The sequence below is a fragment of the Oceanimonas sp. CAM02 genome (assembly GCF_032842915.1).
Lineage (GTDB): Bacteria > Pseudomonadota > Gammaproteobacteria > Enterobacterales > Aeromonadaceae > Oceanimonas > Oceanimonas smirnovii.
In genome coordinates this window covers 128,068-147,715 of record NZ_JAWJBK010000029.1, presented here as the reverse complement: position 1 = coordinate 147,715, position 19,648 = coordinate 128,068, and the positions used below count along the sequence as shown (strand labels likewise).

The window sequence follows — 19,648 nt, the reverse complement described above, 5'->3', positions numbered from 1 at the left end:
GGCAGTTGGACTTGCTCTATACTGCCGCCAGTTAACTAAAAGGAGAGATACATGTTTGCAGTGATTTTTGGTCGTCCCGGTTGCCCTTTCTGTGTGCGCGCTAAAGAGCTGGCAGAAAAGCTCACCGCCGAGCGGGATGATTTTAACTTCCGTTATGTGGATATTCATGCGGAAGGCATTTCCAAGGAAGATCTGGAAAAAACCGTGGGCAAACCGGTAGAGACAGTGCCGCAAATTTTTCTGGATCAAGCCCATATTGGCGGCTTTACCGAGTTTGAAGCCCATGCCAAAGAGCATCTTGGCCTGTACAGCTAAGCATTACCGAGGCGGCCCGAGTGCCGCCTTTTTGGTGTGTTTCACGCCTTATTCATCTGAAAACTCCCTTTATCAGCATTTTTTTCGTTCAAAGCCCGCTTTAACCTCTTTTCATTCCGCAGCCAAAGCTCCATTATGGGCCATTGATTTTGATACTGCCGCATCCGCTCTGACACAAAATACCGGCTTGTACCGGTTTTTTCTGTTGCGGGCCATCATCAGGCAGCTCCATGATTCCGAGGCCGTCACCACTTATGTATTCTGTAGAAAAATCCCACAAACTGGATAACGTCTGTTACGACATTCGCGGGCCAGTACATAAAGAAGCCCGCCGCCTTGAAGATGAAGGCCACCGGATTCTTAAGCTGAACATCGGCAACCCGGCTCCCTTTGGCTTTGAAGCACCGGAAGAACTGCTGAAAGACGTGATCATGAACCTGCCCACCAGCCAGGGCTATTGTGACTCCAAGGGGTTGTTTTCCGCCCGAAAGGCGGTGATGCAGTATTATCAGCAAAAAGGACTGCGCACCACCGACATCGACGATATCTATATCGGTAACGGCGTGTCCGAGCTGATTGTGATGGCCATGCAGGCGCTGCTGAATAACGGCGATGAAATTCTGGTGCCCGCCCCCGACTATCCGCTGTGGACCGCTGCCGTGACCCTGTCCGGCGGTAAAGCGGTGCACTATATGTGTGATGAGCAGGCCGACTGGTATCCGGATCTGGATGATATCAAGTCCAAAATCAGCCCACGCACTAAGGGCATAGTGCTGATCAACCCCAACAATCCCACCGGTGCCGTGTATGGCAGCGAGTTTTTGCTGGAAGTGATTGAAATTGCCCGCCAGAACAAGCTGATTATCTTTGCCGACGAAATTTACGACAAAATTCTCTACGATGATGTGGCCCACCATTCGGTGTGTACCCTGTGCGATGACGTGCTGGTAGCCACCTTTAACGGTCTCTCCAAAAGCTACCGCGCCGCCGGTTTTCGCCAGGGCTGGATGATGCTGAGCGGCCCCAAGCATCAGGCCCGGGATTATATCGAAGGGCTGGAAATGCTCTCCTCCATGCGGCTGTGCGCCAACGTGCCCATGCAGCACTGCATTCAGGCGGCATTGGGCGGCTATCAGAGTATCAACGAGCTGGTGCTGCCCGGCGGCCGGCTGCGCCGCCAGCGCGACCGGGCCTGGGAACTGCTGAATGAAATTCCCGGCATCAGCTGCGTCAAACCCAAGGGCGCTATCTATATGTTCCCCAAAATGGATCCCAAGGTGTATAAGATCAAAGACGATCAAAAGATGGTCTACGATCTGCTGCTGCAGGAAAAAATGCTGATTGTACAGGGCACCGGTTTTAACTGGCCCAAACCGGATCATTTCCGGCTGGTGACCCTGCCCAGAGTCGACGACATAACCGATGCCGTCGAGCGTATTGCCCGCTTTCTCAAGCATTACCAACAATAACCCCAGTGATTAGGGATTGGGGAGCAGGGAATCGTTTTCTCCCTATTCCCTGCTCCTATTCCCCGCATTTAAAGCAGCGGGCTGAGCAGGTAAAACAGGTTTTCCAGCAGGCGTTTGCGCAGCGGGCGTTTGCGCCATTCCATCCAGGACAATGGGCGGGCTTTGGACAGGTAACCGTCCGCCAGCTGCAGCAGCTCTCCCATCGCCTTGCCGTCGTCTATCAGCAAGGTCATTTCAAAATTAAGCCAGAAACTGCGCTTGTCCAGGTTGACCGTGCCCACCAGACCAAACTGATGATCCACCAGCACGCACTTGGTGTGCAGCAGGCCGGCAGAATAAAGATGAATTTCCACCCCCGCCCGCAGCAGCTCATCAAAAAAAGCGTTGCAGGCATGATTAACCATGCGCGAGTCGTTTTTCTCGGGCAGCACCAGCTGCACTTCCACCCCCCGGTCAGCGGCGGAGCACAGCGCAGCCACCAGCGGATCGTCAGGCACAAAGTAAGGGGTGATCAGCACCAGCCGGCGGCGCGCCTGATACACAGCACAGAGCAGGCTCTGAGAAATGGCATCCCCCCCCATAAAGGGGCCGGAAGGCAACAGCTGCAGCTTGAGCTGATTATCCAGACAGCTGATCGGGTGATACTCCAGCTGCTCCAGCAAGCGCTCGCCGGTTTCCATTTCCCAGTCCCACACAAACAGCGACCAGATAATGGGCACAATGGGGCCGCGAATACGCAGCATGATATCCACCCACTGGCCCACACCGGCGTTTTGCTTGAAGCAGGCAGGATCAACCAGATTCATGGAGCCGGTGTAGGCTACATCGTCGTCGATCACCACCAGCTTGCGGTGCATGCGCAGATCCTGTCGCTCAAACAACACGCGAAAGGCACCTACCGGTAATACTTCCACCACCTTGATGCCCGCTTCTTTCATGCGCCTGGGCCAGTGGCTGCGAAAAAAGTCGGCGCTGCCCACCGAGTCCAGCAACAGCCGGCAATCCACCCCCCGGCGGGCAGCGGCCATCAGTGCATGGGCCACATCATCCGCCATGCCACCCGCATGCCAGATATAAAACTCCATGTAACAGGAGCTGCGCGCTCGCTCTATATCTTTTACAATCGCATGCAGAATAGTGTCGGGCTGCTGCAGCAGCGTCATGCCGTTGCCGCTGAGCATGGGCATATTGAACCGGGCCCTGACCAGCTCATAAATAGGCCTGACCTGATCGTTCACTTCAAACTGCTGGCCGGGAAAACGGGTGACCAGCACATTGATCCAGTCGGCGTGAGGCCGGTACATGGCCCGGGCACGCTCGGCCCGCTTCCGGCCCAGCCGTACCTCACCAAACAGAATATAGGTAGCGGCACCGGCTACCGGAATAGCATAGATCAGTGCCAGCCAGGCCAGGGAAACCCCCACCGGCCGGCGCTTCATGATCACCCTGAAAGTTACCCCCAGTACCAGACTGGTATGGGCAGCGAACAGCAACCAGCCCACCATGGTAGAGATGTAATCGTTCAAAAACGCCTTGCTCCTTATTAACCAGACGGGGCAGACTGTAGCAAATGACTATTCACATCGTGAGTACAGCATGATGAAAAGTATACTTTTTTTCCTGATATTTAGCGTATCTGCAGCATTATCTGCACAAACCCTGACACTGACAGAGCAACAGATCAACCAGCACCTGACTACACAGCTGGGCCGGGACTTTCCCATCAACCTTGGCAGCTGGCTGAAAGCCGGTGTGCGCCTGGCCGATATACAGGTGGCGCTGGGCCGGCAGGAGGCCGACAAGGCAAGGGTGTCAGGCCGCGCAGTGGTGATACTGGAGCAGGGCGGCGTGCGCAGGGACTGGGACATCAGTGGTGATTTCAGTGCCCGCCCCCGCTTTAACAGCGAAGAGGGAGCACTTTATCTGGATGAGTTTGAGCTGCTCGGCTACCGGCTCAATAATCAGGATGCCAGCGGTCAGGCCAATTTCATTATGCCATTGCTGCTGCAAAGCCTGGCCGAATATCTGGCTCAGAATCCGGTTTACCGGCTGGATGAGCAGGATCCGCTGCAGCGACAATTAAAAGAAAGTGTACTGGGGCTGAGTATCAGCCCCGGGCAACTCACTCTGCAAGGGCTGGAATAAAACTCGGCACTTGTGCTGGTGGCAGAGGGCTGGCCACCAGCGCCCCCTGCACCTGCTGACAGCCATATTGCCGCAACAGAGCAAGCTGTGCCTGCGTTTCCACACCACAGGCAACCGTTGTCAGCCCAAGGGTACGCGCCAGCGCCAGTAACGACTGGATCACCGCCCGGTCAAATTCGTCCATGCTGTCGCTCAGCAGGCCCCGGTCAAGCTTGATGCCGTCTATGGGCAGACTTTTCAGTGTATCGAACCGAAACCGGCCATGACCCACGTTATCCAGATAAATGGTGGTGCCAGCATCGCGAAAGGCGGTTAATACCCGCATCAGAGACTCACTGCGGCGCATAATAAAATCACTGCGCAGCTCCAGCTCAAAGTCTGCCGGACTGACTCCCTGCTCACGCAACCTATCCAGCAGCCGCAGAATACGCAGTTGCTCAAGCTCCGGCTCCAGCCCGCTCATGTTCAGGCTGATACGGCCGGACCATCCCTGCTGCCGCCACTCTACCAGCTGAGCAGCCGCTTCGGTACACACCCATTCAGCAAGCCGGCCCAGCAGCCCTGCATCCCGGGCCGCCGGTAAAAAAACATTGGGCATGACCACACCCAGCACGGGATGATGCCAGCGCAACAGTGCTTCCACCGCCGGCAATGTCTGATGCTGCAGAGTGATACGAGGCTGATATTCCAAGTATAGCTGCTGTTGCTCAAGGGCTTCCCGCACCTCCTGTGCCAGCCGGGTGCGTTGTTTAAGACGGGAAAAACTGTGGCTGTCAAAAAGCGATATATGAGAGCGGCTGCGGCTTTTAGCCTCATACATGGCAGTATCGGCATACCGCAGCAGAGTTTCAATCTCAAGGCCATGAAGAGGGTACAGACTGATGCCCACACTGGCCCCTACACTCAACTCATGATGATCCACCCGTACCGGAGCTTCCAGCGCTTCCACCAGCCTGCCGGCCCGTTCAAACAACTGACTTTCTTCATCTATATCGCGCCACACCAGTACAAATTCATCACCACCGATGCGCGCAACAATTTCATTGTCACCCGTCATCTTTTGCAAACGGCCGGCCAGCGCTTTAAGCACCCGATCACCCACGCCGTGGCCAAAACCATCATTAATGGGCTTGAACCTGTCCAGATCGATAAACAGCAGGGCCAGCTGCTCGTCGGTAGCCAGTGCCATACTGATGCGGTTAAACCAGCTGATTAAAAATTCACGGTTGGCGGTGCCGGTCAGGCTGTCGTGATGAGCCAGAAAGCTGAGCCGCTCTTCCGACTGACGCAGCCGGCTGATGTTATCCACTATGCCGATAATATGGCTGATAAGACCGGCTTCATCACGGATCAGCCGCAGCATCAACCAGTGCGTAGCCACCTCGCCATGGCGGTTGATTTGCTCAACCTCCCCTTCCCATTGCTCCTGATATTGCAGTCGTTTCCAGATGCGACGGTAGTAGCGGCCATTATGCAGGCCCTTACTGACGTGGGTCAGATGGCGACCAAGCAAGGTCGACGCATCCAGCTCACAATGCTGACAAAAGGCCGGGTTCACTTCCAGTACCCGCCCTCTGGCATCCATAATCACAATGCCCTCACGGGTGTATTGCATAATTCTGCGTGTCAGGAGCAGGCTGTCACAAGATATATCCGGCACGCCGCCGGTATTTGCTTCCACCTTTTGTAACCAGTGTTGTTGTTCCATATCGCATCTTTCATTAGTAAGAGCACTGCGTGCGTGACCTGATATGGCAGGATTCAGGCGAGAATTTTTATTATAAGCTGCTCCATCATATAGGCTCATTTGATAAATAAAAAGCCCGCAATTGCGGGCCTTTTATTTTGAGATGCAAATGGCAAATTCAGCCGAGATGCTTGCGGGCATTGCGGAACATCCGCATCCAGCCACTGTCTTCGCCCCAGTTATCCGGATGCCAGGAATTGGCCACGGTGCGGAATACCCGCTCCGGGTGCGGCATCATAATGGTCACCCGGCCGTCTTCGCTGGTCAGGCCGGTAATGCCGTTGGCAGAGCCGTTGGGGTTAAACGGATAACGTTCAGTGGCCTGGCCGTGATTGTCCACAAAGCGCAGCACTACCGTGCCGCTGGCTTCCAGGGTGGCAATGTCGGCACGCTTGGGCTGCACCCGGCCTTCACCGTGAGACACGGCAATAGGCAGGCGGGAGCCGGCCATGCCGGACAGGAACAGGCTGGGAGATTCCTGCACCTCCACCAGGCTGAAACGGGCTTCAAAGCGCTCTGAAGTGTTACGCACAAAGTCCGGCCAATGGGCCGCACCGGGGATCAGATCCCGCAGCTGGGACAACATCTGGCAACCGTTGCACACGCCGAGAGCAAAGCTGTCGTTGCGCTGAAAGAAGGCCTCGAACTGAGCCCGCAGCGCCTCATTAAAGAGAACACTCTTGGCCCAGCCACCACCGGCACCCAGCACGTCGCCGTAAGAGAAGCCACCACAGGCCACCAGGCCGGCAAACTCGTCTAGGCGCAGACGGCCACTTTGCAGATCGCTCATATGCACGTCCACGGCGCTGAAGCCGGCCCGGTCAAAAGCGGCAGCCATTTCCATGTGGGAGTTAACGCCCTGCTCGCGCAAAATGGCCATTTTCGGATGCACACCCCTGGCAATGTAAGGCGCAGCGATATCTTCCTTGGGATCAAAGATCAAGGACGCAGACAGACCGGGATTGCTTTCCAGCTTGGCCTCGAACTCGGCCTTGGCACACTCGGGATTGTCGCGCAGCGCCTGCATGCGATAGCTGGTCTCGGACCAGAGCCGGCGCAGCTCAGTGCGGCTTTCAGCATACACTTCTTCGCCGTTGGCCAGCACACGCAGGGTATCGTCGTTATTGAGACCGCCAATCACATGGGTGCAGGCAGCCAGACCGTGGCCGGCCAGGCAGGTCAGCACGGCTTCCTTGTCATCACGGCGCACCTGCAGCACGGCACCCAGCTCTTCGCTGAACAGGGCGGCAAGATGATCAGCGCCCAGCAGATCCAGCTCCACATTCAGACCGGTATTACCGGCAAAGGCCATTTCCGCCAGCGTCACAAACAGACCACCGTCGCCCCGGTCGTGGTAGGCCAGCAGTTTTTTATCGGCCACCAGTGTCTGCATGGCATTAAAGAAGCCCTTGAGCTGTTCGGCGTCGTCCAGATCGGCCGGCTGATTACCCAGCTGACGATACACCTGGGCCAGTGCCGACGCACCGAGGCGGTTCTTGCCGTTACCCAGATCCACCAGAATAAGATCGGTGTCACCCATATCGGTGCGCAGCCAGGGAGTGACGGTGCTGCGCACATCGGTGACCCGGCCAAAGGCGGAGATCACCAGCGACAGCGGTGCGGTGACGCTGCGGTCTTCGCCATCCTGCTGCCAGCGGGTCTTCATCGACATGGAGTCCTTGCCTACCGGTATAGTCAGCCCCAGCACCGGGCACAGCTCTTCACCCACGGCCTTGACTGCCTCGTACAGACCGGCGTCTTCACCAGGGTGACCGGCGGCAGACATCCAGTTGGCTGACAGCTTGATGCGGTTGAGCTCGCCAATTTCGGTGGCGGCAATGTTGGTGATGGCCTCGGCCACCGCCAGCCGGGCAGAAGCGGCAAAATCAAGCAGCGCCACCGGGGCGCGCTCGCCCATGGACATGGCTTCACCGGCATAAGTATCGTAGGCGGCGGCGGTCACCGCACAGTCGGCTACCGGCACCTGCCAGGGGCCTACCATCTGATCCCGGGCCACCAGACCGGTGACGGTGCGGTCACCGATGGTGATCAAAAAGCCTTTATCAGCCACAGCAGGCAGTGTCATAACACGCTCGGCGGCGTCCTTCAGGTTGATGCCGTGCAGATCCAATGCCGGGCTCTGATGCTGTGCACTTTCCACGTCGCGGTGCATTTTGGGCGGCTTGCCCAGCAGCACCTCCAGCGGCATATCGATGGGCTGGTTATCGAAATGCTCATCATGCAGGCTGAGGTGACGCTCGGCAGTGGCTTCACCGATCACCGCATAGGGAGCCCGCTCACGGCGGCAGAAGGCTTCAAACTCAGGCAGACGGTCATCGGCCACCGCCAGTACATAGCGCTCCTGAGACTCGTTACACCAGATCTGCAGCGGGCTCATGCCCGGCTCGTCGTTGGGAATATCACGCAGGTAGAAACGGCCACCACGATCACCGTCGTTGACCAGTTCCGGCATGGCGTTGGACAGGCCACCGGCACCGACATCATGAATAAACACAATCGGGTTGTCATCACCCATGGCCCAACAACGGTCAATCACTTCCTGGCAGCGACGCTCCATCTCGGGGTTATCCCGCTGCACCGAAGCAAAGTCCAGATCTTCACAGGACTGGCCCGAGGTCATGGAAGAAGCGGCACCGCCGCCCAAACCAATGTTCATGGCCGGACCGCCCAGCACCACCAGTTTGGCACCGACCGGAATCTCGCCTTTTTCCACATGTTCGCCGCGAATGTTGCCCAGACCGCCGGCGATCATGATGGGCTTGTGATAACCGCGCACTTCCTCGCCGTTAAAGCTGGCAACCTGCTCTTCATAGGTACGGAAATAACCCAGCAGGGCCGGACGGCCGAATTCGTTATTGAAGGCAGCACCACCCAAGGGGCCGTCGATCATGATATCGAGGGCGCTGACAATGCGCTCGGGCTTACCGAAGTCCTGCTCCCAGGGGCGTGCATAACCGGGAATCTTCAGGTTGGACACGCTGAATCCCACCAGACCGGCTTTGGGCTTAGAACCCCGGCCGGTGGCACCTTCATCACGAATTTCACCGCCGGAGCCGGTGGCAGCACCGGAATAGGGCGCGATAGCGGTAGGGTGGTTATGGGTTTCCACCTTCATCAGAATATGAATATCTTCCTGATGATAACGGTACTCGCCAGACTCTGGGCTGGGGAAAAACCGGCCCGCCGGCGAGCCGGCCATCACGGCGGCGTTGTCCTTGTAGGCAGAAAGCACATATTCAGGGTTCTGCTCAAAGGTATTTTTGATCATTTTAAACAGCGACTTGGGCTGCTCGACGCCGTCTATGGTCCAGTCGGCATTGAAAATTTTATGACGACAATGCTCCGAGTTGGCCTGAGCAAACATATAGAGTTCAATGTCGTTGGGGTTACGGCCCAGCTTGCTGAAGCCGTCAAACAGATAATCAATTTCATCATCCGCCAGCGCCAGCCCCATGCGCAGGTTGGCCTCGGCCAGGGCGTCGCGGCCACCACCGAGAATATCCACCGAGGTCAGCGGGGCCGGTTGAGACTCGGCAAACAGACACTCGGCCCCGGCAAGACTGGCAAAGGTGGCTTCGGTCATGCGGTCGTGCAGCAACTGGCTGACGGCATCAAGTTCGGCGGCAGACGGCTCACGCTCAAAAGAAAGATAATAGATGATGCCACGTTCAATACGTTTGACCTGCGTCAGGCCACAGTTGCGGGCAATGTCGGTGGCCTTGGACGACCAGGGAGAAAGGGTGCCGGGGCGTGGGGTCACCAGCACCAGGTGGCTGCCGGCAGCGGGGGTAATGCCATCGGCGGGGCTGTCGAGCAGCTGAACCAGAGTTTGCCGGCCCGTCTCGTCGAGTTCGGCGGTCAGAGCGACAAAGTGCACATACTCGGTTTCAATGGCGGATAACGGCAGGGACTGTGCCTCGGCACGACGAATAATCGCCTGGGTTCTGAAACCGGATAAGGCCGGTAAGCCTCTCAGTATTTCCATAGTGGCTAATTCTCAAAGCGTGAGTGTATGGGGGGTTCTCAAACTGGCGGTATTATAGGTTTACGCCCCTGCCCTGTCGACGCCGATTTACCCCTGTCTGATGTGACAGACTGCCGTAAATATCGGCAATAACCTGACTAAAGCGTCGGCTTTTGCTATAAAGTGGCGTGATTTTTTCTCTTGGAGTTGTCAGTGCTGACCATGCGTATGCTTGCTAGACAATGGCTGTTGCTGGGGTTGCTTATTTTGGCCGGCTGTGATGACAGCGATAACAATGCCAACCAGCACAGCCACATTCAGTCCAGAGGAGAGCTGAGGGTAGGCACCCTTTATCATCCGCTTTACTACTTTTTGCGTAATGAGCAGGAAGAAGGCCTGGATTATGAGCTGGCCCGCGGCTTTGCTGATTATCTGGGAGTACAGCTGACCATGGTGCCGGTATACAGCCTGGAGGAGCTGTTTGCTCTGCTGGATAACGGCCGGGTCGATATGCTGGCTGCCGGTCTGGTGGGTAGCAGCACCCGCCGGGAACACTACCGTTTTGGGCCCGCTCTCTATGAAGTGGCACAGACTCTGGTCTATCGCAAGGGCGAAGCCCGGCCGCAGGATCTGCAGCAGTTACAGGGTACTGTCAGGGTGATGGCCGGCTCCAGTCAGGCGGAATGGTTGCAGCGCCTTGAACAACAACAGCCGGCGCTCAGCTGGGAGTCCCGTAAAGACACGGATGCAGAAGATTTATTGCGGCAGGTGGCCGAGGGCCGGGCCGACTACACCCTGGTGGAAGATACTCTGCTGGCACGCACCCAGCGTTATTACCCGGGCATAGATGCCGCTTTTACTTTACCCGGCTCTCAGCCGGTATCCTGGGTGATGGATAGCCGTGACGATGACAGTCTGCTGGCCGCCATGCTGGATTACTTTGCTATCGAACGCGACAGTGGCACCCAGGCCCGGCTGAATGAAAAATACTTTGGTCATATTCAGGACTTTGATTACGTCGATACCCGTATTTTTTTGCGCCGGGCTGAAGATCTGCTGCCTCAATATCGTCCGCTGTTTGAGCGACATGCCGGCTCCCTGGACTGGCGACTGATTGCTGCAGTCAGCTATCAGGAGTCGCACTGGCAGCCCGATGCCCAGTCCTATACCGGTGTGCGCGGTATGATGATGCTGACCGAAGATACCGCCCGGCAAGTGGGTGTGGATAACCGGCTTGATCCCGAGCAAAGTATTCGTGGCGGGGCCAGTTATCTGGCTTCATTGATAGAGAGGTTGCCGGAAAGCATTCCTCACAGCGAGCGCGTCTGGTTTGCGCTGGCGGCCTATAACATAGGCCTGGGGCACCTGCTTGATGCCCGCCGGATTACCCGGCTGCGCGGTCAGGATCCCAATGCATGGGCAGAGGTCAAAGCCAATCTGCCTCTGCTGCATCAGCCCAAATGGCATCGTAAAACCCGCTACGGCTATGCCAGAGGGCGGGAAGCGCAAAAATTTGTCAACAATATCCGTCAGTACTATCAAAGCCTGCAGTGGCTTTATAAGCCCACCACTGACACTCAGCTTACCAGCACTCAGCATGAGAGCCAGCCGACAAAATCGGCACTTTAACGGTATTGTCACTTTACGCCGTTATGATCAGCTGATAATAAAACAAAAAGGCCGCTGATGCGGCGGCCCCGATAATAAGGAGCATGAGAATGCTGAGAAGAAAACGTAATCTGCTGAAACATCACAAGCCCGCAGCCGGCTCCCGCCGCCGGCTGATGATGCAGGATGTGCGCCGCAAGATATTGCGCCGCAGCACCACTTATTTTCTGACCCAGGCCAGTTTTGACTGACCCATTCAGCGAACAGTGATCACGCCGCACTTGGCGCTGTTGGCCACCTTGTGAGACACGCTGCCCATCACCAGACCAGCCAGATCACCCAGGCCTCTGGTGCCCAGCACCACCACATCCACACCGAGTTTTTCGGTCTGTTTTAAAATGGTCCGGGCAGGTTCCCCTTTATCGACATGGGTATAAATATTGCTCACACCCAATTTTTGCGCTTCGGCCTCCGCTCCTGCCAGAATACGATTGCCCAGCGCTTCCATTTCTTTAAGCTCATCACTGATGGCCACCGCTCCAATTCCCCAGATTAAGGTCGCTTCATGGGGCAGCACTTCGGGCACATGCAGTATGTGCAGCTCCGCATTGTCTACCCTGGCAAGATGACAGGCCAGCTCCAGCGCCTTGCGGCCATGTTTGGAACCATCTACCGCAACCAGTAACGATTTGTACATATATCCTCCATGGAATCAAAATATGGCAATGCATATCAAGACTAGGCAGGAGTAGCGCTGTGCGCAAAAAGGATGGGGGTCATTTGAGAAAAAACGCCGGCAGAGCCGGCGTTTTGAACAGATTACTTTTTCTTCAGGTGCTTCATCAGACGCTTGCGCTTACGTAACTGGCTGGCGGTCAGCTTGTTCTTGATACCGGCATAAGGATTATCCCCTTCCTGAAACTCGACGCGAATGGGCGTGCCCACCACCTGCAGCGAGCGGCGGAAGTAGTTGATCAGATAGCGCTTATAAGAATCAGGCAGGTCTTTCACCTGATTACCGTGCACGATAATACGCGGCGGATTATAACCACCGGCATGGGCATATTTGAGTTTCACCCGGCGGCCCCGTACCAGCGGCGGCTGATGATCGTCCTGAGCCATCTGCATAATGCGGGTCAGCATGGAGGTATTTACCCGTTTAGTGGCTGAAGCGTAAGCTTCTTTTACCGACTCAAACAGATTACCCACACCACTGCCGTGCAGTGCTGAGATAAAATGCAGGCGGGCAAAATCGATAAAGCCCAGCCGGCGATCCAGCTCGCGCTTGATTTCATCACGCACGTCTGTGCTCAGACCGTCCCACTTGTTCACCGCCAGCACAATACTGCGGCCGGCATTGAGCACAAAGCCCAGCAGACTGAGATCCTGATCGGAAATGCCTTCCCGGGCGTCCAGCACCAGCAGCACCACGTTGGCGTCTTCAATGGCCTTGAGCGTCTTGATCACCGAAAATTTTTCTACCGCCTCATGTACCCTGCCACGGCGGCGCACACCGGCGGTGTCGATCAGAATGTAATCCTGCTCGTCCCGCTGCATGGGAATATACACGGAGTCACGAGTGGTGCCGGGCATGTCATATACCACCACCCGCTCTTCACCCAGAATGCGGTTGGTCAGGGTAGACTTGCCTACATTGGGCCGGCCTACAATGGCCAGCTTGATGGGCGCATCTTCAAAGGGAATGGCCTCTTCTTCCTCTACTTCATCCAACACTGCCATGGCGTCTTCCAGCATGGCATCGTCAAATTCCAGTCCGTCTTCATCAATGTCCCCGGCCTCGTCAGCCGGTGCAGAGCCGGCGGCAAGCTGCTCCAGCTGCGGTGCCAGGGCTGTTTCCAGCAAAGTCAGCACACCCCGGCCGTGAGCCGCGGCAATCTGATAAATCTCTCCCAAACCCAGCTGATAGAATTCACCGGTGGCCGAGTCGGCATCAATACCGTCTGTTTTGTTCGCCACCAGCAGGGTTTTCTTCTGGCAACGGCGCAGATGAGCAGCAATGGCCTCATCGGCCGAGGTCAGTCCGGCACGGGCGTCTACCATAAACAGCACCACATCGGCTTCGTCAATGGCAGCCAGCGACTGAGTCGCCATTTCCAGCTCGATACCCTGCTCGCTGCCGTCGATACCCCCAGTATCTACCAGAATATATTCAAGCTCATTAAAGCGGGCCTGACCGTATTTGCGATCCCGGGTCAGGCCGGGAAAGTCTGCCACCAGGGCATCACGGGTGCGGGTCAGGCGGTTAAACAGAGTGGACTTGCCCACATTGGGACGGCCCACCAGAGCCACAACTGGCATCATAAAAAACATCTCCAAAAAACAATAACGGCTCCTGATTGTTGGGATCAGGAGCCGAGGGCAACACCGCGGAACTCAATCAGGGGCGGGCTATCGCCACCAGTTCACCATCACGGCTTTGCACATAAAGCGTATCTCCGGCAACCACAGGGGCCACATACAGGCCGGCGCTGTCTATGCGTTCCAGCGAGAGCAACTCGCCGCTGTTACGATCCAGCCAGTAAAGATAGCCGTCACCATCGCCAGCCACCAGATAATCACCAAACACCACGGGTGCGGTCAGGCGGCGGTTTTCCAGCTCGGTGTTGGACCAAACTTCGCTGCCACTGCGGGCATCCACCGCAAACAGGTGACTGCGGCTGTCGGTAATAAACAGCAGACGGCCGTCTGTACTCAGATCTTCCGACCCCTGATACTGGCGTTTCCATAATTGCTGGCCGGAAACCAGCTGGTGCGCAGTCAGCTGGCCATTATAAGCCATGGTGAACAAAATATCGCCCAGGATCACCGGCTTTGAGGCCACATCCACCATCCGCTCCAGCTCGGTGGCACCGCGGGGGCTGGCAATACGGGTGTCACGCACCGGCTGACCATTGGCCAGCAGGGCAATGCCCAGACGCCCGTCGGCGCGGCCATAGAGCACGGCGCCACCGGTGGTAATGGGCGTGGCCATGCTGCGCAGGGTCAGACTGGGCTGCTCGTTGCGCAACAGCCACTGCTGCTCACCACTGGCAGAATCCAGCGCCACCAGGTTACCGGCACTGGTATGCACCACCACCTTGCCTTCGTCCACTGCCGGCGCCGCCAGCACTTCACCGGGCACGCTTTGCGTCCACAGCACGGCACCATCGTCCTGAGACAAGGCATAAACAACGCCATTCTCGGAGCCGAAATAGAGGTTGCCATAGGCGGCGGTCAGGCCCCCGGCAAGACGCGGGCTGCGCTGATTCCGGTTAATATCCAGCTCATCCAGTTCGGCTTCCCACAGCTCCTCGCCACTGGCGGCATCAAAGGCCTTGATAACACCATTTCGGGCAGCGGCGAATAAACGCTCTCCGTCTATAACAGGGCTCAACTGAGAGTAATATTCCCCTACGCCTTTGCCTACAGAATCAGACCAGCGAGTGTTAATCTCAAAGCGGTTATCAATCTCTGGCAACGGACTGGCCGGCGCAACCGGCGTCTGGCTTGAACAAGCAGCAAGCCCCAGGGCCAGTGTTAACGGCAACAAACGATGCAGTGGTGTACTCATCCTTATTCTCCTTGTGGCGCTGCAGCAAGATTATCGAGTTTCAGCGTCAGCGCCGGATTTTCTCCCACACCACCTGCGCTGCGGGCCTGCTCATAAGCACTGCGGGCCTGCTCCGGCTGATTTTGAGCAAGGTAAAGGTCACCCTGCACTTCCGCTTTCTGTGCAGCAAAGGCCGCACCATTCACGGCATCAAGCCGGCCTTGCGCGGCACTGAACTCTTCCGTGGCAATTAGCACTCGGGCCAGGCGCAGCGCTATGGTGTTGCTCAGCACCTCATCGGTAGTTCCTGCCAAAGCTTGCTCCAGCTGAGTTTTAGCCAGCTCGAGATCATTGGCTTTTACCGCTTCTGCTGCCAGCAGCATGGCCGCCAGCTCACCGTAGTTGTTGCCCTGATTTTCGGCCACAAAAGTGGCAGCGCTGTCAAAGGCAGCACTGCCCCGGGTTGCCAGACTGCGGCTTACCTGTTCAAAGGCTTCGGCACCGGCAGAGCGGGTTTCTACCTGATGACTCTGGTAATAACGCCAGCCGAATAAACCGGCCAGACCAATGGCAGAGCCCAGAATAATGGCCTTGCCGTATTCATGCCACCAGCGTTTGATGGCTTCAATCTGTTGTTCTTCCGTGCTGTAAACGTCCAACTCAAATCCCCTTTTGTTCGAGCAGTGTAACCAGCTCACTCTGGTTCAGCGTTTGTTGTTCACCCTGACCACGCAGATATTTAACGGTCACCTGAGCGTTGGCAACTTCATCTTCTCCGAGGATAAGCGCCACGGCGGCGCCACTCTTGTCAGCCCGCTTGAGCTGCTTTTTGAAGTTACCGCCACCGCAATGGCTCATCACTCTGAGGGCCGGCAGGGCATCACGCAGCTGCTCAGCCAGGGCAAAACCTGCCGCTCTGGTGCTGTCACCCATCATGGCCACATAGATATCGGCCTGAGCCGGCTGCGCTGCCACCTGATTCAGGGTTTCCAGCAGCAATACCAGCCGCTCCATGCCCATGGCAAAGCCTACCGCCGGGGTGGCCTGGCCGCCCAGCTGCTCCACCAGGCCATCGTAACGGCCGCCGCCACATACGGTACCCTGCGCACCCAGGCTTTCGGTCACCCACTCAAACACGGTGAGATTATAATAATCGAGACCACGCACCAGCCGGGGGTTTATCTCGAACTGAATACCGGCTGCGCTCAGCAGCGCCTGCAGCCCCTTGAAGTGGGCTTGAGTGTCTTCACCGAAGTAATCGGACAGTACCGGCGCATCGGCCAGCAGGGCCTGTACATCAGGGTTTTTACTGTCGAGCACCCGCAGCGGATTGGTATGCATCCGCCGGCGACAGTCTTCATCCAGGCGGTCTTCATGCTGCTGCAGAAAGTCCACCAGCGCCTGACGGTATTGCGCCCGCTCTTCCGGCTGGCCCAGGCTGTTCAGCTGCAGGGTCAGGTGCTCGGTCACGCCCAGCGCTTTCCAGAGCCGGGCGGTGAGCATAATCAGCTCGGCGTCGATGTCCGGGCCATTCAGGCCGAATACTTCTACTCCGAACTGGTGAAACTGGCGGTAGCGGCCTTTTTGCGGACGCTCATAGCGAAACATGGGACCCATATACCACATGCGCCGCTCCTGATTGTAGAGCAGGCCATGCTCTATGCCGGCGCGCACACAACCGGCGGTGCCTTCCGGACGCAGGGTCAGACTGTCGCCGCTGCGATCCTCAAAGGTGTACATTTCCTTTTCCACCACATCGGTCACTTCACCGATGGCGCGCTGAAACAGGCCGGTTACCTCCATGATGGGCAGGCGGATCTCGCTGTAACCATAGGCGCTCATGGTGTTGCGCAGCACGCTTTCTGCCTGTTGCCAGGCCGGCGTCTGTTCCGGCAGGCAGTCGTTCATTCCTCGAATTGCTTGGATTTGTTTGGCCACAAAAAAGTTCTCTGGGTTAAATCATTAAAATAAGAAGCGGATTCAGTCTTTGCCCTGCACCGGAATGCGGGCGGCGGGATCCATCATGGCTACCTTGGCACGGATGCGGCTTTCAAGAGCATCCACCAGATCAGCATTATCCAGCCGTCCTACCCGCTCGCCGCCATCATAAAGGGCACTTTTGCGCTGGGCACCGGCCAGCCCGAGATCGGAAATCAGCGCCTCACCGGGGCCGTTAACCACACAGCCGATAATGGACACATCCATGGGAGTGGTGATGTCTTCCAGCCGGCTTTCCAGCGCATTGACGGTGCCAATCACATCAAACTCCTGGCGGGAGCAGGACGGGCAGGCAATAAAATTGATACCCCGGGCACGAATACGCAGGGACTTGAGAATATCAAAACCTACCTTCACTTCTTCTACCGGATCGGCTGCCAGGGAAATGCGCAGGGTATCGCCGATGCCCTCCGCCAGCAGCATGCCCAGGCCAATGGCCGACTTGACTGCGCCGCTGCGAAAACCGCCGGCTTCGGTAATCCCCAGGTGCAACGGTTGCTCAATATGACGCGCCAGCTCCCGGTAAGCACCTACCGCCAGAAATACGTCGGAGGCTTTAACACTTACCTTAAACTGGTCAAAGTTGAGTTTATCGAGAATATCCACATGGCGCAGGGCCGACTCCACCAGCGCTTGCGGGGTAGGCTCACCGTATTTTTCCTGCAGATCCTTTTCCAGCGAGCCGCCGTTCACACCAATGCGAATGGGAATACCTTTATCCCGGGCACAATCCACTACGGCACGAACACGGTCTTCCCGACCGATATTACCCGGGTTGATACGCAGGCAATCGGCCCCGTATTCGGCGACCTGCAGGGCAATACGGTAGTCAAAGTGAATGTCTGCCACCAGAGGGATGGAAGTACCGGCACGAATGACTTTAAAAGCTTCTGCCGCCTCCATGGTAGGCACAGACACCCGCACTATGTCGGCACCGGCCTTTTCCACTGCCCGAATCTGCGCCAGAGTGGCTGCTACATCGGTGGTAGACGTATTGGTCATGGTCTGCACACTGATGGGAGCATCGCCCCCTACCAGCACAGAGCCGACACGAATTTGCTTGGACTTGCGGCGAATAATGGGTGATTCGTGTTGGGACATGGTTACTCTTGCTCGTTATATCAGGATTTCGGTACAGTCAGGCGGGCGACCCGTCCGGCACGGAAGGAAGTCAGATCCACCATCTGATCCAAATATTCGACAGTGGCAGCCTGGGGCGCACCCAGCACCAGGCTGAACGGCGGCTTGCCTGTTAACTCAAGACGGTCACTGGATGTTTTTACACCTTCAGACAGCACCCGGCCCTCGGCATCGGTCACTTTTATCCAACAATCGGCGGTAAAGCCCAGCACCAGTCGCTCGGGATCCGGCGCTGGCTCTGCCGGCATGGCGGCGGCCGCAGTGTCAGCAGGCGTATCAGGTGCAATGACTTCGCTGCCGGCCGGCTGAGACAGGCCGGACAGTGTCTCAGGGGCGACTGCCGGTTCGCTCGCCGGCTCCGGTTCAGCTTCCGGCACAGGCTCAGCCTCAGTAACAGGCTCGGGCTGCGTCGTTGCCGGTGCTTGTGTGGCAGAGTCCGACGCCGGCTCGATAACGGGCGACTCGGTATAGCCATTACTGCTATTTTGCCACCACCAGAACACCAGCGAGGCCACCAGCCCCAGAACCACCAGCCAGCTGGTGAGTTTGAGCCACTTGTCACTGGCCTGTTGCCGGGTCTTTTTGGAAAAGCTTTGCATGGGAGCCGGACCGGCACTACGCAACTGCTCGGTGCCTGACATGGTATCAAAGGACGACAGTGCCAGTTGCTCGCTCACTCCCACCAGCTTGGCATAGGCTTTGACGTAACCACGCAAAAAAGTCAGGGCAACGCCAGCCGTATAATGATCGTCATCTATCGACTCAATCACGGCCAGGCGCAGATTAAGCCGGTGCGCCACATCCTGCTGACTCCAGCCTCTGCGTTCACGTGCGTCACGCAACAGTTTACCCGGGCCAGTATCAGTGTTGTTCTGTTCGTCTCCCGCAAGAGACTGGGGTTCATTCATTGTCATGTGTCAGGAATCGCTCGGCTTGTTCTGAATCCGGAAATAAACGTACCAGCTCAGCTCCCGCTGTCTCATACTCTTGGCTCAGCCCCAATGCTCGGGCACTGAGCACACTCAGCCACAAACTTTTTGCTGAAGGAGCATATTGCTGCCGGTAGCGGTCAAGGTACACCCGGGCCATGTTCGGGTCCTGCTGCGCAAGCTCAAGCTCAGCCAGCCCCAGTAACGACTGAGATCTGTCAGGAGCATACTCCAAAGCACGCCGATAGTATTCCCGGGCCACCTTTACACGGCCGCTTTTAGCAGCACACACAGCAGCATTCTCGAGGGTATCGGCAACTTTGACATAGCCTGCTACAGCCATTGCCCTGCTGAACATGACATCAGCCTGGTCAAATCGTTCCCTGTCACACAAAAAAGCACCGTAGTTATTCAGTCCGTCACCATGCTCGGCATCCAGCACCAGCACACGCTGATAATGCTGCTCTGCCTTGTCGTATTCAGTTACTCGCTGATAAAAGTACGCAAGTGACAGATGAATATCAGGGTTAGTCTCGTCTTGCGTCAGGGCTCGCTCGAGGTTGAATTTGGCCTGGCTGATATTTCCCTCACGCAAATAAGCCAGACCAAGGTTCATGCGAGCTTGTGCTGCCTGAGGCAGTTCAGGCCTGACATTGGCAGCCGGCCGCCCCTGGGTCAGGTTTACGGTTTCGCTTACACAAGCCGTCAGCACCCCCGCCATCAGCAGCGCCGGCACCAAAAAGGCCTTTCGCATTACTTTTC

Annotated in this window: 16 protein-coding genes; 5 read left to right on the top strand and 11 right to left on the bottom strand. The window is 56.9% G+C overall.

Annotated features, from left to right (window positions below; translation table 11 throughout):
• The first annotated feature begins 51 nt into the window (after nt 1–51).
• Both R0I78_RS09980 and R0I78_RS09975 read left to right on the top strand, forming a co-directional pair.
• Nucleotides 52–315, top strand: a complete 264-nt coding sequence (locus tag R0I78_RS09980; RefSeq protein WP_317075214.1) for a GrxA family glutaredoxin — start codon at nt 52–54, stop codon at nt 313–315.
• Between the two features lie 254 nt (nt 316–569).
• Nucleotides 570–1,784: a pyridoxal phosphate-dependent aminotransferase gene (locus R0I78_RS09975; RefSeq protein WP_317075213.1), complete on the top strand. Its 1,215-nt coding sequence runs from the start codon at nt 570–572 to the stop codon at nt 1,782–1,784.
• A 68-nt stretch (nt 1,785–1,852) separates the two neighbouring features.
• Here R0I78_RS09975 and cls read toward each other — a convergent pair whose 3' ends face one another.
• Nucleotides 1,853–3,289 carry a cardiolipin synthase gene (cls, locus tag R0I78_RS09970; RefSeq protein ID WP_317075366.1) on the bottom strand — a complete coding sequence of 479 codons (1,437 nt, stop codon included), beginning with the start codon at nt 3,287–3,289 and terminating at the stop codon, nt 1,853–1,855.
• A 91-nt stretch (nt 3,290–3,380) separates the two neighbouring features.
• On the opposite strand from cls, the gene R0I78_RS09965 reads away from it, so the two are divergent.
• The gene (locus R0I78_RS09965) at nt 3,381–3,929 is read left to right on the top strand and encodes a DUF1439 domain-containing protein (protein WP_019934270.1); all 549 of its coding nucleotides are present in this window, start codon (nt 3,381–3,383) and stop codon (nt 3,927–3,929) included.
• On the opposite strand, the gene R0I78_RS09960 is transcribed toward R0I78_RS09965, so the two are convergent.
• The gene (locus tag R0I78_RS09960; RefSeq protein ID WP_317075212.1) at nt 3,907–5,637 is read right to left on the bottom strand and encodes a putative bifunctional diguanylate cyclase/phosphodiesterase; all 1,731 of its coding nucleotides are present in this window, start codon (nt 5,635–5,637) and stop codon (nt 3,907–3,909) included. The two genes, R0I78_RS09965 and R0I78_RS09960, sit on opposite strands and share 23 nt — an antisense overlap.
• A 157-nt stretch (nt 5,638–5,794) precedes the next feature.
• Nucleotides 5,795–9,682 (bottom strand): phosphoribosylformylglycinamidine synthase, encoded by a 3,888-nt coding sequence (gene purL, locus R0I78_RS09955; RefSeq protein ID WP_317075211.1) that lies wholly within the window; start codon nt 9,680–9,682, stop codon nt 5,795–5,797.
• A gap of 201 nt (nt 9,683–9,883) precedes the next feature.
• On the opposite strand from purL, the gene mltF reads away from it, so the two are divergent.
• Entirely contained in the window at nt 9,884–11,290 is a 1,407-nt protein-coding gene (mltF, locus tag R0I78_RS09950) for a membrane-bound lytic murein transglycosylase MltF (protein ID WP_317075210.1), read from the top strand.
• An 89-nt stretch (nt 11,291–11,379) separates the two neighbouring features.
• Complete coding sequence (locus R0I78_RS09945; protein ID WP_019934274.1) at nt 11,380–11,520, top strand: hypothetical protein; 141 nt, start codon at nt 11,380–11,382, stop codon at nt 11,518–11,520.
• Nucleotides 11,521–11,525: 5 nt separating this feature from the next.
• Here R0I78_RS09945 and R0I78_RS09940 read toward each other — a convergent pair whose 3' ends face one another.
• The 8 genes from R0I78_RS09940 to pilW all read right to left on the bottom strand — a co-directional run bounded on the left by R0I78_RS09940 (nt 11,526) and on the right by pilW (nt 19,640).
• Complete coding sequence (locus R0I78_RS09940; protein WP_317075209.1) at nt 11,526–11,966, bottom strand: universal stress protein; 441 nt, start codon at nt 11,964–11,966, stop codon at nt 11,526–11,528.
• 122 nt (nt 11,967–12,088) lie between these two features.
• On the bottom strand, nt 12,089–13,591 hold the full coding sequence (der, locus tag R0I78_RS09935; protein ID WP_026344732.1) for a ribosome biogenesis GTPase Der: 1,503 nt from the start codon (nt 13,589–13,591) through the stop codon (nt 12,089–12,091).
• 76 nt (nt 13,592–13,667) lie between these two features.
• Nucleotides 13,668–14,840 (bottom strand): outer membrane protein assembly factor BamB, encoded by a 1,173-nt coding sequence (gene bamB / locus R0I78_RS09930; RefSeq protein ID WP_019934277.1) that lies wholly within the window; start codon nt 14,838–14,840, stop codon nt 13,668–13,670.
• A gap of 2 nt (nt 14,841–14,842) precedes the next feature.
• A complete protein-coding gene (locus tag R0I78_RS09925) occupies nt 14,843–15,478 on the bottom strand; it encodes a YfgM family protein (protein WP_019934278.1) in 636 nt (211 codons plus the stop codon).
• A gap of 1 nt (nt 15,479) precedes the next feature.
• Nucleotides 15,480–16,757, bottom strand: a complete 1,278-nt coding sequence (hisS, locus tag R0I78_RS09920) for a histidine--tRNA ligase (protein WP_317075208.1) — start codon at nt 16,755–16,757, stop codon at nt 15,480–15,482.
• A 42-nt stretch (nt 16,758–16,799) separates the two neighbouring features.
• Entirely contained in the window at nt 16,800–17,918 is a 1,119-nt protein-coding gene (gene ispG, locus R0I78_RS09915) for a flavodoxin-dependent (E)-4-hydroxy-3-methylbut-2-enyl-diphosphate synthase (RefSeq protein WP_317075207.1), read from the bottom strand.
• 20 nt (nt 17,919–17,938) lie between these two features.
• Nucleotides 17,939–18,865 carry a RodZ domain-containing protein gene (locus R0I78_RS09910; RefSeq protein WP_317075206.1) on the bottom strand — a complete coding sequence of 309 codons (927 nt, stop codon included), beginning with the start codon at nt 18,863–18,865 and terminating at the stop codon, nt 17,939–17,941.
• The gene (pilW, locus tag R0I78_RS09905) at nt 18,858–19,640 is read right to left on the bottom strand and encodes a type IV pilus biogenesis/stability protein PilW (RefSeq protein ID WP_019934282.1); all 783 of its coding nucleotides are present in this window, start codon (nt 19,638–19,640) and stop codon (nt 18,858–18,860) included. The genes R0I78_RS09910 and pilW overlap by 8 nt, the downstream gene beginning before the upstream one ends.
• Nucleotides 19,641–19,648 lie beyond the last annotated feature (8 nt).